Raw genomic sequence first — 14,582 nt, forward strand, 5'->3', positions numbered from 1 at the left:
GCGTCGGGCAAAGGGGCCTATTCGCGTGGTGTGGACAGGGGACCGGCGATGCGCGTGCTGCTGATTGAAGACGAGCCTAGCACTGCCAAGGCTATTGAACTCATGCTCTCGACAGAGGGGTTCAACGTCTACACGACCGATCTGGGCGAAGAGGGCTTGGACCTCGCGAAGCTCTATGATTACGATATCATCCTGCTCGATCTGAACCTGCCGGACATGCACGGCTATGACGTGCTGAAAAAGGTCCGCGTCGCCCGGGTGCAGACCCCGGTGCTGATCCTGTCGGGCATCAACGAAATGGATTCGAAGGTGCGTTCGTTCGGCTTCGGCGCCGACGATTACGTCACCAAGCCGTTCCACCGCGAAGAGCTGATCGCGCGTATCCACGCCGTGGTGCGTCGCTCGAAGGGCCATTCGCAGTCGGTGATCCGTACCGGCAAGCTGGCGGTGAACCTGGACGCCAAGACGGTCGAGGTCGATGGCGCCCGCGTGCACCTGACCGGCAAGGAATATGCGATGCTGGAGCTGTTGTCGCTCCGCAAGGGCACCACGCTCACCAAGGAAATGTTCCTCAACCATCTCTATGGCGGGATGGACGAGCCGGAACTCAAGATCATCGACGTGTTCATCTGCAAGCTGCGCAAGAAGCTGAGCATGGCATGCGATGGCGACAATTATATCGAGACCGTCTGGGGCCGCGGCTATGTGCTGCGCGAGCCCGATGAGGCGGGACAGGAAGATACGCAGGTCGCCTGACAGGGCGACGATAGCGGGGGCAGGCAAGGGCCGCGGTTCGTGGGGGACCGTGGCCCTTCGCTTTTATGGGCACCGCAACCGGAAGGTCGCGTTCCGCGTCATATTGTCGAAAATGGTCGGGGAGACAGGATTCTAGACCAGAGCAGCTGCCGCCCAACCCACGAAAATCCGCGGTTCTTGCGGGATCGCCCAAGCCTTGTGGAGGGGCGTTTGTGTACCTGTCCAGTGGCAGATCCGCACCCATGGCCAAGCACCTGTGGATTACCGACGAGCGACTCTCGATGTAGGATTGATCGAGAACCCCGACCACGCAACGGACCTGCTCTGGTGCCATGGCCGATCCACGTGACCCACAGTAACATGGGAAGGGAGCGGTCTGCCCGCTAGCGAACCAAGCCTCGACGGCTTCGCTACTGCTTGAAACAATGCTCCCGATGCCATCGGACAAACTGCGGATGGGGACGGTCGCTGGCACACGGCGGCAGGAGCACCCGCCCGCTCGGGTTGATGATAGAGCAAATGCTCTCGGGGGCGTTGGCCTGCCGGGAGATCAGGATTTGCATGTCGTCGTCCAAGCCGAGGCCGCGGTCGAACATCCAGTGCGCCGTGCCGGACAGCGCGAGGCCGTTTCTGCGAAGCCGATGCGGGGCAATAGCGGGTCCGACTCGGCCAGTCCGGCCTCGACAATGCGATTGAAGTTGGATGGCGATAGGCCGCGAACGGCAGCTTGCGCACGGCCGGAGATGCGGCCGGCCCCGTTGAGAACGCCCCGCTCAATTACCGCTCCGTCGGCATCAGCGAACGGGGCCGGGTTGGCAAAATCGAGATAGCTGCCGGGCTCGATCAGGGCGAGATACATGCCCGGCGCGCTGGGATCGGGAACAATGCCTTCCACCCGAGCTACCGCGAAGTACCCGCGCGTGTTCGGTACTTTGCGCGGTTCAAGGGTGCGGTCGTGGCGTGGGCGATCCATGCCATGGGAGGCGACGCGGACGATTGGATCATCGCGCCACACGTCCATCTCGTCGTAACGGCCAGATATTGGCGGCGCGGCGAACGACACGGGAAGCGCCATCCGGGGTGGCTGCCGTCATGGCAGGCACACCGGAGACTCGAGCTGAGCTGGCGGAGGCACTGCGCGCTCGCGGTTGACGCCATGAAAGTGGGCCGGCGGCTGGATTAGGCGTCCGTCCGCCGGCAGGGCGAAGGCGCCGAGCAGACGAGTTCTGGATACGCGCCTTTGCCTGGCTCCAGGCGGCAGCAGCCGTTTTCGACCAAAGCTGGTCGTTGGAATCTGGCACTGCAAATGTCCGCTCCTGACGGAAGCTGCCGAACTCTAACTTCGAAGCGGATAGGGCGGAAGGCCAACGTACGCGTCAAGCTTGCAATAGCTAGCAGGGCTTCGTCGAATGCCAGATCCAGCGATGAGGTTGAGATTAAGGATCGCGCCAACCCCCGCCCGCTGCCCCGATAAGGCGAATGCACGCGTCAAGCCTTCGGGTCTGCAGTTCGAGCGCCTTTCGCCGGGACTGCAACGCCTGGGCTTGCGCGGTCGCGACGTCGAGATAGGTGACCACGCCCTTCTCGTATCGATTGAGCGCCAGCTGCTCGGCTTCCCCGGCCAGGCGCACGGCCTCCGCCTGCGCCGTCGCTTCGTCGCCGAAGTGATGCAGTTGGGCCAACCCGTCTTCCACCTGCTGGAATGCGGTGAGCACCCGCGCGCGATAGTCCGCAGTGGCCTCATCCCAATGCGCGCGCGCGGCGGCGAGGGCAGCGCGACGTTTGCCGCCGTCGAAGATCGAGAGGATTGCGCTAGGCCCAATCGACCAGAAGCTGTTGGGCGCCGCGACCAGTCCGGAGAGCGCCGTATTCTGCACGCCGCCGGTGCCGCCCAGCACGATAGAGGGAAAGAAGGCCGCTTTGGCGGCGCCGATCCCGGCATTGGCGGCGAACATCCGCCGTTCCGCGGCGGCGATGTCGGGGCGGCGCTGGAGCAGTGTCGAGGGCAGCACCGCCGGGATCGCCGGGATCGCCGGCTGCCCCTCCGCGGCGGGGAGCGAGAAGCTGCTCGCCGGCGCGCCGGCCAGGCTGGCGATGGCATGTTCGACCAGCGCGCGTGCTGCCGCGATGTCGGCAAGCTGGGCGCGGGCATCGGCGAGCAATGCCCCCGAGCGCGCGACGTCGATGCCCGAGGCGATGCCGCCCGCAAAGCGCCTGCGGATCAATGCATCGGCCTGGGCATAGGCATCCACTGTGGCGCCGAGCATATGCGCCTGCGCGTCGAGACCGCGCAGCTCGACATAATGCTGCGCCAGCTCGGTTTCGAGCGCTAGGCGGATGGCGGCTAGATCGTCGGCGCTCGCCTGCGCTGCGGCGCGGCTGGCGGCAAGCCTGGCGTGCAGCCCGCCCCACAGATCGGGTTCCCATCCGATGCCGGCGGAAAGCGTGTCGGCGGCATATTCGTCGGGCTGGTTGCCGCCGCGGAGCGGGCGGTGGTCCGACTGGCGGTTCTGGGTCAGGTCGCCGCGCGCGCCAAGGCTGGGCAGCAGGTCTGCCCGCGTCGCACCGATATAGGCGCGGGCCGCTTCATAGCGCGCCAGCGCCGCCTCCAGCGTCGGGTTGTCCTGCGCCACCCGCGCTTCGAGGCCGTCTAGCACCGGATCGGCGAACAGCGTCCACCAGCGGCCATCGGCGGGGAGCGCCGGCGCGGCCCGGGTCCAGGGACCGGCTTCCTTGAATTGCGGCGGCGCGGGTACGACCGGCGGGTGATAGGCGGGCGTGGTCCCGCAACCCGCCAGCGCCGTGGCCAGCGCAAGGCCGGCGAGCGTCAGCCGCTTACGCATGGCTCTGCTGCACCCGCACCAGTTCGCCCTCGGTGACCGAATCGGGCGGATTGTCGACTACGCGGTCACCTGGCTTCAGGCCGCCCAGAACCTCTATCGAGGGGCCGAGATCGCGGCCGATGGTGATCGCCTGGAGATGGATGCGGTCACCCGGCCCGACCAGCGCCACGCGCGCACCCTCCGCCCGGAACACCAGCGCGCTCGACGGTATCTGCACCGTGCTCGCCTGACCGGCGACGTTGAACGCCACCTTGGCATAGCCGCCGGGCTTCAGCACCGCGCCCGGATTGTCGGTAACGAGCTGCACCTGGAAGGCCCCGCTCTGCTGGCTGATCGCGCCCGACTGGCCGATCACCTGCGCGGTGAAGTTGCGGCCGGGATAGTCGGGCACACTCAGCGTCGCGGCGAGACCGGCATGGATCGCGGCCGAATAGACCTGCGGCACGCTGACATAGATGCGAATCTTGCGGACATCGGCGACCGAGAAGAGCGGCTGCGCATTCCCGCTGCTCGGCCCCACCAGATCGCCGATATCGGCGGCGCGCTGCGTCACCACCCCCGCAAACGGCGCGCGGACCGTGGCGAAGCCCTTCATCGCCAGCAACCGCCCGAGATTGGCGCGCGCGGCATTTACCGCCGCATTGCGTACGGCGAGCTCGCCGTTCTTTTCGTCGGCTTCCTGCTGCGACACCGAACGGGTGGTGAGCAGGTCGTTCCAGCGCGCGGCCGTGCTCCTGGCGAGGGCGGCATTGGCGAGCGCGCTGGAGAGGTCGGCGCGCGCCTGGCCGATCTGCTGGTCGAGCTCGGGCGTGTCGATCTGGGCGAGCGGCGTACCGGCCGCGACGGGAGCGCCGATGTCCTTGTCCCAGGCGCGGACATAGCCGGCTACCCGGGCATAGAGCTTGGCGGCGTCCCACGCCTCCATCGTGCCCGGCAGGGTCAGGGTGCCGCTGGCGGCGGCGGCCTGTACCGGCACGAGGTGGACGACGGGGATCGAGCGCGCATCGGACCAGTGCTGGGCCTCGCCGGCGTCATGGGCGCGGCTCATCGTGCCGAGCGCGATTACGGCACCGGCGATCACGACGGCGGCGATGCCGGCGGTCTTCAGGCCGCGCGGGGCGTGGGTCTGGGGGGACAGGGGGGCTTCACTCTGCATAAACAAGATCCTCGGCTGCGAGGTCGGAGGGTTGACGAAGCTTGTCGCGGCGGTGCGCGATGCTGAACACGACAGGGACGAAGATCAGCGTGGCGAGCGTCGCGCAGATCAGGCCGCCGATCACTGCGCGGCCGAGCGGGGCGTTCTGCTCGCCGCCTTCGCCCAGGCCGAGCGCCATCGGCGCCATGCCGATGATCATCGCCAGCGCGGTCATCAGCACCGGGCGGAAGCGGGTTGCACCCGCCTCCATCGCGGCCTTCAGCGCGTCGCCGGTTTCGGCGAGCCGCTCGCGGGCGAAGCTGACGACCAGCACCGAGTTGGCGGTGGCGACGCCCATGCACATGATCGCGCCGGTGAGCGCCGGCACCGACAGCGGCGTGTGGGTGGCGAACAGCATCCAGATGATGCCCGCCAGCGCTGCCGGCAGTGCCGAGACGATCACCGCCGGATCGATCCACGACTGGAAGTTGACGACGATCAGCAGGTAGATCAGCACCACCGCGCCGGCGAGGCCGAACAGCAGGCCGGAGAAGGCCGTGTTCATCGTTTCGACCTGACCGCGCAGCGCGACGGTGGCACCCTTGGGGGCCTGAGCGGCGGTGTCCTTGATGATCTTCTGGATACCGCCGGCGACGGCACCGAGATCGCGGCCCTGCGTGGTTGCATAGACGTCGAACACCGGCTGCACCGCGTAATGCGAGACCACCGCCGCGCTCGGTTCGCGGTGGAGCGTGCCGAGGCCGCCGAGCAACTGGGCGCTGCCCTGCGCGCCGGTCACCGGCATGGTCTGCAGATCCGACATCGTATCGACGCGATACTGCGGTGCCTGAACGACGATCGGATAGGATACGCCGTTCTTCGGGTTGAGCCAGAAGGCCGGGGCGATCTGGAAGCTGCCGGCGAGGTTGACCGACAGGCTCCTGGTCACGTCGTTCTCGGTGATGCCGACGCGATTGGCCTGCGCCCGGTCGACGTCGAAGCCGAGTTCGGGATAGTCGTTCGCCTGCTGGACGCGGACATCGGCGATCCCGGCGATATGGCCCATCTTCTCCGCAAGCAGGTGCGCATAGGCTTCGTTGGCCTTCTGGTCCGGCCCGGCGACCTGCACGTCGATCGGGGCCGGCGCGCCGAAGTTCAGGATCTGGCTGATGATGTCTGCCGGCAGGAACGAGAAGGTCGAGCCCGGGAAGGCTTCGGGCAGCGCCTTGCGCAGCGCCTTCACATAGTCGGCGGTCGGCTTGTGCTCCTTGGAGAGCGTGATCAGGATGTCGCCGTCCTGCGGGCCGATGCCGCCGGTGTTGGAATAGGCGCGGTTGATGCCGCTGACCGGCAGGCCGATATTGTCGACGATCGAGACGAGCTGGTCGGGCGGAACGACGCCACGGATGCGGTCCTCGATCCGGTCGAACAGCGCCGCCGTCTCCTCGATGCGGGTGCCGACCGGCGCGCGGACGTGCAGGTTGATCTGCCCGGCGTCGACCGAGGGGAAGAAGGTCTGCCCCAGCATCGGGACCAGCGCGAAGGAGGCGAGCACGACCAGCAGGAAGCCGGGGACGAACGCCTTGCGCCGGGCGAGTGCGAAACCGAGCAGCGACAGGTAATAGCGGCGGATCGCCTCGAACCGCTGCTCGAACCCGTGCTGGAAACGGCGGAACGGATTGCGGCTCTTGGGGCTGCCCGCCATCGAGTCGTGGCTGACCATGTGCTCGACGGTGTGGATGCCTGCGTGCTGGCGGAGCAGGAAATTGCCCATGGTCGGCACCAGCGTGCGACTGAGCACGAAGCTGGCGATCATAGCGAACACCACCGCTTCCGCCATTGGCGCGAACAGGAAGCCCGCGACGCCCGGCAGGAAGAACATCGGCAGGAAGGCGATGCAGATGCAGAGCAGCGAGACGAACGCCGGCTGCACGATCTGACGCGCACCATCGAGGATCGCGTCGCGCACCGTCTTGCCCTGTTCGAGGTGCCAGTTGATGTTCTCGATGGTCACGGTCGCGTCGTCGACGAGGATGCCGACCGCTAGCGCGAGGCCGCCCAGCGTCATGATGTTGAGCGTCTGCCCCGCCGCCGCCAGCCCGGCGACCGCCGCCAGCACCGCGAGCGGGATCGAGGCGGCGATGATCACGGTCGAGCGCCACGAGCCGAGGAACAAGAGGATCATCAGGCTGGTCAGCGCCGCCGCGATCGCGCCTTCGCGTACCACGCCGGACACGGCCGCCTTCACGAACAGCGACTGGTCGGATAGCGGCAGCACCTTCAGGTCGGGCGGCAGCGTCTGGGCGAGCTTGGGCAGCAGTGCCTTCACCTGATCGACAATGGCGATGGTCGACGCCGCGCCGCTCTTCAGGATCGTCATCAGCACCGCGCGGTGGCCGTCGACGCGAACCATGTTGCGCTGGGGTGGCGAACCGTCATGGACATGGGCGACATCGCGCATCAGCACGGTGGCGCCGTCGACGGTCTTGATCGGCAGGTCGTTGAGCTGGTCGACCACCTCGGGGGAGTTGTTCAGGCGGATGTTATATTCATAGCTGCCGATCTTGGTGGTGCCGGCCGGCACGATCTGGTTCTGCTGGGCCAGCGCATTGCCGACATCGGTAGCGGACAGATGATGCGCCTGCAGCGCGGCGGGATCGAGATCGATCTGGATCTGGCGTTCCTTGCCGCCATAGGGCGACGGCACGGCCGCACCACCCACCGACGCGAGCGAGGGACGGATGGCATTCTGCCCCAGGTCGAAGATCTTCGCTTCCGACAGCGTCTTGGACGAAAGCGCGAGCTGCACGATCGGCACCGTCGAGGCGTTGTAGTTCAGGATCAGCGGCGGTGTGATACCCGGCGGCATCTGCTTGAGCACGGTCTGGCTGACGCTCGTCACCTGTGCGGTGGCGGTGCGAATGTCGACATTCGGCCGGAAGAAGATCTTGACGATACCGATGCCCGACAGACTCTGGCTCTCGATATGGTCGATGTCGTTCACCGTCGAGGTAAGCGTGCGCTCGTAATAATAGATGACACGGCCGGACATCTCCTCGGGCGGCAGCCCGCGATAGGTCCAGACGACGGCGATCACTGGAATCTTGATGTCAGGAAAGATGTCGGTCGGAGTCTCCAGCGCCGCCACACCGCCGCCCAGCACGATCAGGATCGCGAGGACAACGAAGGTATAGGGCTTGCTGAGCGCGATCCGGATGAGGTGAAGCATGGGCAGCCTGCGCAACGGGAACGAGGTGCCGGCCCCGGGGCGCTAGGGGATGGGGAACGCTCCAGCGCCGGCGCGAGGGCATTTGCTCCCGCGCTGCAGAAATGGCGAATTAAATGAATTTCACCTTGGCTGCTGCGGTATCGCGATGCGGGCGATCAGGCCCGGGCGGGCATCGTCGAATACCAGCGTGAAGCCATGCAAATGGAGGATCGCGCTGACCACCGTCAGTCCCAGCCCGGTGCCTTCCACCCCGGCGGCACCGCTTGCGCGGTGGAATCGGCGCAGTACTGCCTCATGCTCGTCATGTGGGATACCGGGGCCGTCGTCGATCACTTCGATCAGCGCCGCCTCGCCCTCGCGGCGCAACTGAACCAGCACCGTGCTGCGGGTGAACTTGATGGCATTGTCGATCAGGTTGCCGAGTGCCTCCGCCAGCAACTCATGGTCTGCGCGAATGATCGGCTGGTCCGCAATGCGGACGACCAGCGCAACACCCCGTTCTTCCGCCAGCGGGTCGTACAGTTCGGCCAGCGCACGTACCAGCGGCGCCAGCGCGAGCGCGCCCATGCCTGCGCGCCGGCCGCTGGCCTCCAGTTCGGCAATCCGGAGCAGCGCGGCGAACCGGTCGACCACCGCATCTAGGTTTTCGACCGCGCTTTGGATGATGGCGTGGGCGGCGGGCGGCAGATCCCCCGCCTGGAGCATCCGCGACAGCGCGGTCCGCACGCGCGTGAGCGGGGTCCGCAGGTCGTGCGCGATCGCGTCGGTGGCGTTCTTCACCTGCGCGACGACATGCGCCACTTCTTCGAGCATCAGATTCACCGTCGCGGCGAACTGGTCCAGCTCGTCATGGCGGCCGGCGATGGGCATGCGGTGCGCGAGGCCACCTGCGGCGATCACCCGGCTTGCGCGTTCAAGATCGCGAACCCGGCGAAGTGGCCCCATGCTGAGCAGAATCGCCGCCGTCAGCACCATCGCGGTCCCCGCCAGGCCGCTCACCAGCAAAATCTGGAGCAGTCGCAGCCGCAAGTCCTGCACCGGCGAGATATCGCGTGCCTGCACGATGGTTTCGCCATTCGGCGTACGCACCGCCAGCACCCGCAGCATGCCATGCACCCCGTCACGCGCCGCCAGGCTATAGGGCGTGCCCAGGTGCTGCGGCTCGGGCAGCCGGATATTGCCCATCACTTGCTCGCCATCGCGCCCGAGCAGCGCGAAATAGTTGAGGCCGGGCGTGGTATTGGCAATCTCGGCACGCATGCGGGCGGGCAGCGCGGCGGGCGGCGCTCCCAGCAGGGTACGGGCCCGGGTGTAGAGAATCTGGTCGCTGCGCACGGTCAGTTCGTGCGCCGTGAAAATGTAGCTGATCGCCAGCGTGGCCCACAGCCCGGCGAGGAAAACCGCGCCCAGCATCACCGTCAGCCGGAACGGCGTGGTCCTGCGCACATCGCGCCAGCGGAGCCGGTCAGACGGCATCGAGCCGATAGCCTTCGCCTTTCACCGTGGTGATCGCCGAGGGGGCGCCGGGCACATCGAGCTTGCGGCGCAACCGGGCGATATGGACGTTGATCAGGTTGGCGCCGGGGTCGAAATGATAGTTCCAGACCTGCTCGAACAGCATCCGGCGGCTCACGGTGGCGCCGGCATGGCGCATGAGGAACTCGAGCAGCTTGAACTCCATGTGGAGCAGCCGCACAGGCGCGCCCGCCACCTCCACTTCACGGCGAATGCGATCGAGCCGGACGCGGCCCAGCTGCAGTACCGCCTCGGCCTCGGGTCGGCTCCGCCGCAGCAGCACTTCGATCCGAACCGCCAGTTCGCTCGGGGCAAATGGCTTGATCAGATAGTCGTCTCCGCCGGCCCGCAGCCCGGCGATGCGCTGGTCGACATCGCCGAGTGCACTGACCATCAATACCGGCGCCTGGATACCGGCGCTCCGAAGTTCGGCTAGCAAGCTCAGGCCTTCGGTGTCCGGCAGCAGCCGATCCAGCGTCAGCACATCCGGCGAGGTGGCTTGCGCGAGTGCCAGCGCCGCGCTGCCCGTGGCTGCAACGTCCACGGAATGCCCATGCGCGCCCAGCTCAATCGCGATGGCCTCCGCCGTCGCCTGATCGTCTTCCACTACCAGCACATGTGCCATGGCGTCAGCATAGATTCACATGCGCAATCAGCAAGATTGCCGAGTGCCGTAGGTGCTTCCGCGCAGAACGGACGAGCTGCTGTCGACGGATGGCTACAGCGCGAGATTGAGGTCCGCAGCCAACCCACAAGGAAGGCCGAACTGTCTTACATTCTGGTGGCTGATTGTTACCACTCAGGAGTAGAGTCCGGCTCCTTCATGATAGTTGGTTGAGGGGCTGGCAACGTGTCCGGGGGCATGCCCCCGGACACGTTGCCAGCGATCTCGGCGGGGGTCATCCCGCCCAGTTTCGAGTGCGGCCTGACGTGGTTGTAGTCGTGCCGCCAAGCATTGAGCGCGAAGCGAGCGTACGCCAGCGACGTGAACAGCGTCTCGTTGAGGCATTCATCGCATGGCCTTGGAGTTCCTTCTCCAGCACATGCCTGAACAAGGCCTCGATCTGCTCGCTTGTAAGGGGCGGGCCACTTTCCAACATCCGCTAGACCTTCGCCTTCGCCGCCAGGAAGCGCACCGACAGCAAGGCGGCACGCGTGCGGGCAACCGACGGGTCGGCAGTCCGCAGCGCGACGCTAAGCGGCTTGGGGATAATCTTCCGGAAATGGAGCCTGCGCCGATAGACGTATCGGCCCGGGATGCGGCGGACGTGGGGGGATGGAACGCATGACGGCATCGCCTTTCCGGCGCGGACCGAGGCACCCTTTTGTGTACCGCATGTGTGTACCTGCGATGTGCACAAACCAGAATATCGGACCGCGCAAAGTGACGAATTTCCGTCGTTTTCACGATAAAGTGGTCGGGGAGACAGGATTCGAACCTGCGACCCTCTGGTCCCAAACCAGATGCGCTACCAGACTGCGCTACTCCCCGACGTATCGGCCCGCCTAGGCGTTCGCGGCGCCCGGTACAAGCCTGTAGCTGGTGGGCCCGGCAGGACTCGAACCCGCAACCTAGCCGTTATGAGCGGCCAGCTCTAACCATTGAGCTACAGGCCCCCAGCCTTGCTGCCCCTAGCGGAGCTTTGGGCCTGGCTGCAAGCCGCGTCGATGTCGACAAGCGATGCGGGTGCCACGTTCAGCCGGCGCAACAGCGCAAATACCGCATCCCACCAGCGATGAAATGCCGCCAGATCGGCCGCATCGCGGACATAAGGGGTGTGCCCCGGCTCGACCGACGGCGAATGGAAACTGAAGTTGAGCAGCCGAACACCATCGCCCACAGCGATGCGGATCGCCTCCAGCGCTTCGCCCAGCGGCATGTCTTCGGGGGTGAGCGCCACCCGCGACAACAGCCCGAGCCGCGACGCCACCCCGCGTCCGCGCGGTACGCTGCCCAGCCAGCGATGGAGCGATGTGCCACCCCGGCGGGCGAGGCCGGTGAAGACCGTCGTCAACGGCAGCGCGATCAGGCTGCGGCCGCCGTCCTGGTCGATCCGGAAGGCGTGGTTGTCGATATCGCTGAAATCGGGGCCGCCTTCGCTCGCATAGCTATAGCCGCTGCGCATCGAGCTATCGATGCGATAGCCGAGTTCCGATAGCAGCGCATGGCTGTTGGGGCCGATGCCGTAGCGCCCGGCGCGATAGACAAAGGGGCGGATGCCGAATGCCGCTTCGATCCGGTCGGTCAGCGCCGCCAGTTTCGCGCGTTCCAGCGCAGCGGGCAGGTTGCCGGCAAAGCTGTTCGGCCCATCCAGCACTTCGTCGAACGGCGGGTTGACCCAGGGATGCAGCTGCGTGCCCACCGCCGATTGCCCATCTTCCAGCAGCCGCTGCAACGTCTCTACGGCGCGGGGCGAATCGACGATCGGATAATCGACCAGGAAGGTCAGCCGCACGCCGTGATCGGCGAAGCGGGCATGCGCCGCCGGCATTGCCGCAATCGCGCTGGTGCCATGCCCGTCGCGCCGAAAGGGTGCGCCCCATTCGAATTCTTCTTCGGTATCGACGAACAGCGTAAAGCGCGTGCCGAAGCTGTCGGGCCAGGCAAGACGAGCCGAGGCGGGGGGCGCAGGGACGCGATAGCCGCAGTCCCGGCCGTGCAGATGCTGCTGCACCATGTCAGTTCAGATGTGCCTGTCCCACCTGTCCGCTTACGGCGGCCGGCAACCGCAAAGTCAAGCTTTCGGGCGCAATGACCAGGCTGCCGCCCAGCTCCCGCGCAAGGTTGCGGCCCAGCCGCAGGGCAAAGCCCGTGCCGAGCAGCGTTGTGTCCTCATCCTCATCGTCGATGCCGAGCACCGAATCGCCGGGATAATCCGCTAGTGCGCGCGGGCGATCGATCGTGATCGCAACCATCCGCTCGCCTTCCAGTGCCAGCTGGACGCGGATATGCTCGCCCGCAGCGGTCGCCGATACTAAGGTGGCCAGCAGCCGGGCCAGCAGCCTCTCGACGGCGCGGTGATCGCCATGGACCGCCAGATCCTCGACCGGCAGGTCGATCATCGACCCGCGCAGTTCGCACAGCTGGGCGAGGTCATTGGCAATGCCCGTCACCAGCGGCCGCAGCGCGACCCGACCCGGCATCAGCGACAGCGCGGCGGTTTCGATGCGCGCGGCCAGATCGAGATCGTCGATCGCCCCCATCAGTTCGCGTGCCTGGGCGCGGACGATCGCTGCGCGCTCGCGATACGCCTCTGCAACCGGACCGAGCATCTGCGTCTCGATCATTTCCGCGAAGCCGGCAATGGCATTGGTCGGCGTGCGCAGCTCGTGAACGAGCTGGCGGAGCGAATCCGCCTCGGCGCGACGTTCGGGGCGAATGGGCTCGGCGCGTTCGTCCACGCGCGGCCGGCGGCCCGTGCCGCGATAGCCGCTGAAGCGGCCATTTACCGGATCGAATACGGGAATGGCGGAAATCAGCCAGTCCCCGGAGGCATCGGACTCGCCTTCGATCGTCATTCGCGCGCTGGTGAACCCTGCGCGTCGGCGGAAAGCGCCGCTCGCCACGCCGTCGACGCGACTGCCATCGGGCATGCCCTGCAGGTCGAGCGACAGGCCGATCATCGGTGCGCGGCTGACGCCCTCCACCCAGCGGACGACGCCGGCGGAATCGGTTTCGAAGCGCAGTTCGCGCGCACGGGGCGGCGCCTTTGGCAGACGCGCGCCATTTTCCTCGCGCTGACGCCAGAAGGCGTCGATACGCGCGACGACTTCGGCAATCTCGAACGGACCATCGCCATCGGCAATGCCGTCGCTGGCCGCCGGTGTCTCCGCTGGCGGAGGCGGCACGTGCGCCGTGGGCGGTATGTCCGACAGGAATGGTGCGATCTCGGGCGCAATCGGACGCAGCGGTGGCCGCGGCGCTTCCATTTCCGGTTGCGCTGCCGGCTCCGGTTGCGGCGTGGCTTCGGTCGCAGGTGCTTCGACTTCCTGTGCTTCGGCAAGCTGCTCCCCGGCCGGGCGCTGGTCGGCCAGCACGAAATCCACCGGTCCGAAGCTTTCCAGTGCCCGGCGCACGGCGGGGCTCAGGTCGCGGCGGTTGCGCAGCACATTGCGCGCCGCCGGCGGCAATTCGGGCAGCAGCTCGATCCATTCGGGCGAGGTCATGCGGGCGCTGCGCAGCACCGGCATGGCAACGGCCAGCGTATCGGCGGCGAGCAGCCGGACGAGCGGGGCAGGGGGATTGGCGAATTCCAGCGCGCGCGCACTTGCCCGGCGTACCGGCTCGGGCACCGAATCGCGGATCGTACGCAGCGCCGAAAGCGCGCGCGGATCGGCATCGATCCGCCGGCGGCCGACCAGGTCGACAAGCTGCCGCCATGCCGATTGCACGCCCACCGGCGTGCTCAGATCGGCTGCAAGCACCGTCTCCAGGGTATCATCGAACCGCAACGTCTGACCCATCGTCAGCGCACCCCCCGCGGGTGCGACTGAGGTTGCTTAACTTCTTGGGAGGCCATGCGGAACAGCTCATTTCGGTACGTCGCAATGTGGGACAATTGCGTTGCAGTGTAATTTTATTATGCTAGCGGCGATCTGAAAGACAGAATTTCACCACAGGAGCGCTTCTACCCATGCGATTCGACGAGATTGACGTCCGTATCCTCGCCCTGCTGCAGGACAATGGCCGGATGACCAATGTCGAGCTTGCCGAACGTGTCGGGCTGACTGCCCCGCCGTGCCTGCGCCGCGTTCGCGCGCTGGAGCAGGAAGGCGCGATCACCGGCTATCATGCCGCGCTCGATCCCTCTGCCTTGGGCTACAACCTCACCGTGTTCGCACTGGTGAGCCTGAAGAGCCAGGCTGAAAGCGACCTGCGCGCGTTCGAGCAACTGGTATCCGACATTCCCGAAGTGCGCGAATGCCATATGCTGAACGGGGAGATCGACTTCATCCTGAAGATCGTCGCGCCCGACCTGCAAAGCTTCCAGACGATCCTTACGACGCGTCTGACCACCGCCCCGAATGTCGAACATGTAAAGACATCGCTGACGATCCGCACGTCCAAGGCGCTGCCGGGTGTGCCGGTTCCTGAGCTCTGACG

Annotated in this window: 10 protein-coding genes, 2 tRNA genes and 1 pseudogene; 2 read left to right on the top strand and 11 right to left on the bottom strand. The window is 66.4% G+C overall.

Annotated elements, in window-relative coordinates; all coding sequences use genetic code 11:
• Positions 1–48 precede the first annotated feature (48 nt).
• On the top strand, positions 49–756 hold the full coding sequence (gene ctrA / locus ACT53M_RS16515) for a response regulator transcription factor CtrA (RefSeq protein WP_476234762.1): 708 nt from the start codon (positions 49–51) through the stop codon (positions 754–756).
• A 550-nt stretch (positions 757–1,306) separates the two neighbouring features.
• Here ctrA and ACT53M_RS16520 read toward each other — a convergent pair.
• The 11 genes and pseudogenes from ACT53M_RS16520 to ACT53M_RS16570 form a co-directional block, all read right to left on the bottom strand.
• Positions 1,307–1,819: a hypothetical protein gene (locus ACT53M_RS16520; protein WP_476234764.1), complete on the bottom strand. Its 513-nt coding sequence runs from the start codon at positions 1,817–1,819 to the stop codon at positions 1,307–1,309.
• Between the two features lie 373 nt (positions 1,820–2,192).
• Positions 2,193–3,599: an efflux transporter outer membrane subunit gene (locus ACT53M_RS16525; protein ID WP_476234766.1), complete on the bottom strand. Its 1,407-nt coding sequence runs from the start codon at positions 3,597–3,599 to the stop codon at positions 2,193–2,195.
• Positions 3,592–4,755 (bottom strand): efflux RND transporter periplasmic adaptor subunit, encoded by a 1,164-nt coding sequence (locus tag ACT53M_RS16530; RefSeq protein ID WP_476234768.1) that lies wholly within the window; start codon positions 4,753–4,755, stop codon positions 3,592–3,594. Before ACT53M_RS16530 ends, ACT53M_RS16525 begins: the two co-directional genes overlap by 8 nt.
• A complete protein-coding gene (locus ACT53M_RS16535) occupies positions 4,745–7,963 on the bottom strand; it encodes an efflux RND transporter permease subunit (protein ID WP_476234770.1) in 3,219 nt (1,072 codons plus the stop codon). The genes ACT53M_RS16530 and ACT53M_RS16535 overlap by 11 nt, the downstream gene beginning before the upstream one ends.
• A 120-nt stretch (positions 7,964–8,083) precedes the next feature.
• Entirely contained in the window at positions 8,084–9,439 is a 1,356-nt protein-coding gene (locus tag ACT53M_RS16540; protein WP_476234772.1) for a sensor histidine kinase, read from the bottom strand.
• Positions 9,429–10,103 carry a response regulator transcription factor gene (locus tag ACT53M_RS16545; RefSeq protein WP_476234773.1) on the bottom strand — a complete coding sequence of 225 codons (675 nt, stop codon included), beginning with the start codon at positions 10,101–10,103 and terminating at the stop codon, positions 9,429–9,431. Before ACT53M_RS16545 ends, ACT53M_RS16540 begins: the two co-directional genes overlap by 11 nt.
• Before the next feature lie 257 nt (positions 10,104–10,360).
• Positions 10,361–10,492 (bottom strand): annotated as a pseudogene (locus ACT53M_RS16550) (integrase core domain-containing protein); the annotation flags it as partial.
• Between the two features lie 401 nt (positions 10,493–10,893).
• Positions 10,894–10,970, bottom strand: a tRNA-Pro gene (locus tag ACT53M_RS16555).
• Between the two features lie 49 nt (positions 10,971–11,019).
• Positions 11,020–11,095, bottom strand: a tRNA-Ile gene (locus ACT53M_RS16560).
• Complete coding sequence (locus ACT53M_RS16565) at positions 11,086–12,156, bottom strand: polysaccharide deacetylase family protein (RefSeq protein WP_476234775.1); 1,071 nt, start codon at positions 12,154–12,156, stop codon at positions 11,086–11,088. Before ACT53M_RS16565 ends, ACT53M_RS16560 begins: the two co-directional genes overlap by 10 nt.
• Position 12,157: 1 nt before the next feature.
• A complete protein-coding gene (locus ACT53M_RS16570) occupies positions 12,158–13,942 on the bottom strand; it encodes a sensor histidine kinase (protein ID WP_476234777.1) in 1,785 nt (594 codons plus the stop codon).
• Between the two features lie 170 nt (positions 13,943–14,112).
• Here ACT53M_RS16570 and ACT53M_RS16575 point away from each other — a divergent pair, with 170 nt between their 5' ends.
• On the top strand, positions 14,113–14,580 hold the full coding sequence (locus tag ACT53M_RS16575) for an Lrp/AsnC family transcriptional regulator (RefSeq protein ID WP_476226867.1): 468 nt from the start codon (positions 14,113–14,115) through the stop codon (positions 14,578–14,580).
• Positions 14,581–14,582 lie beyond the last annotated feature (2 nt).

Source organism: Sphingomonas sp. DMC6, assembly GCF_056314225.1.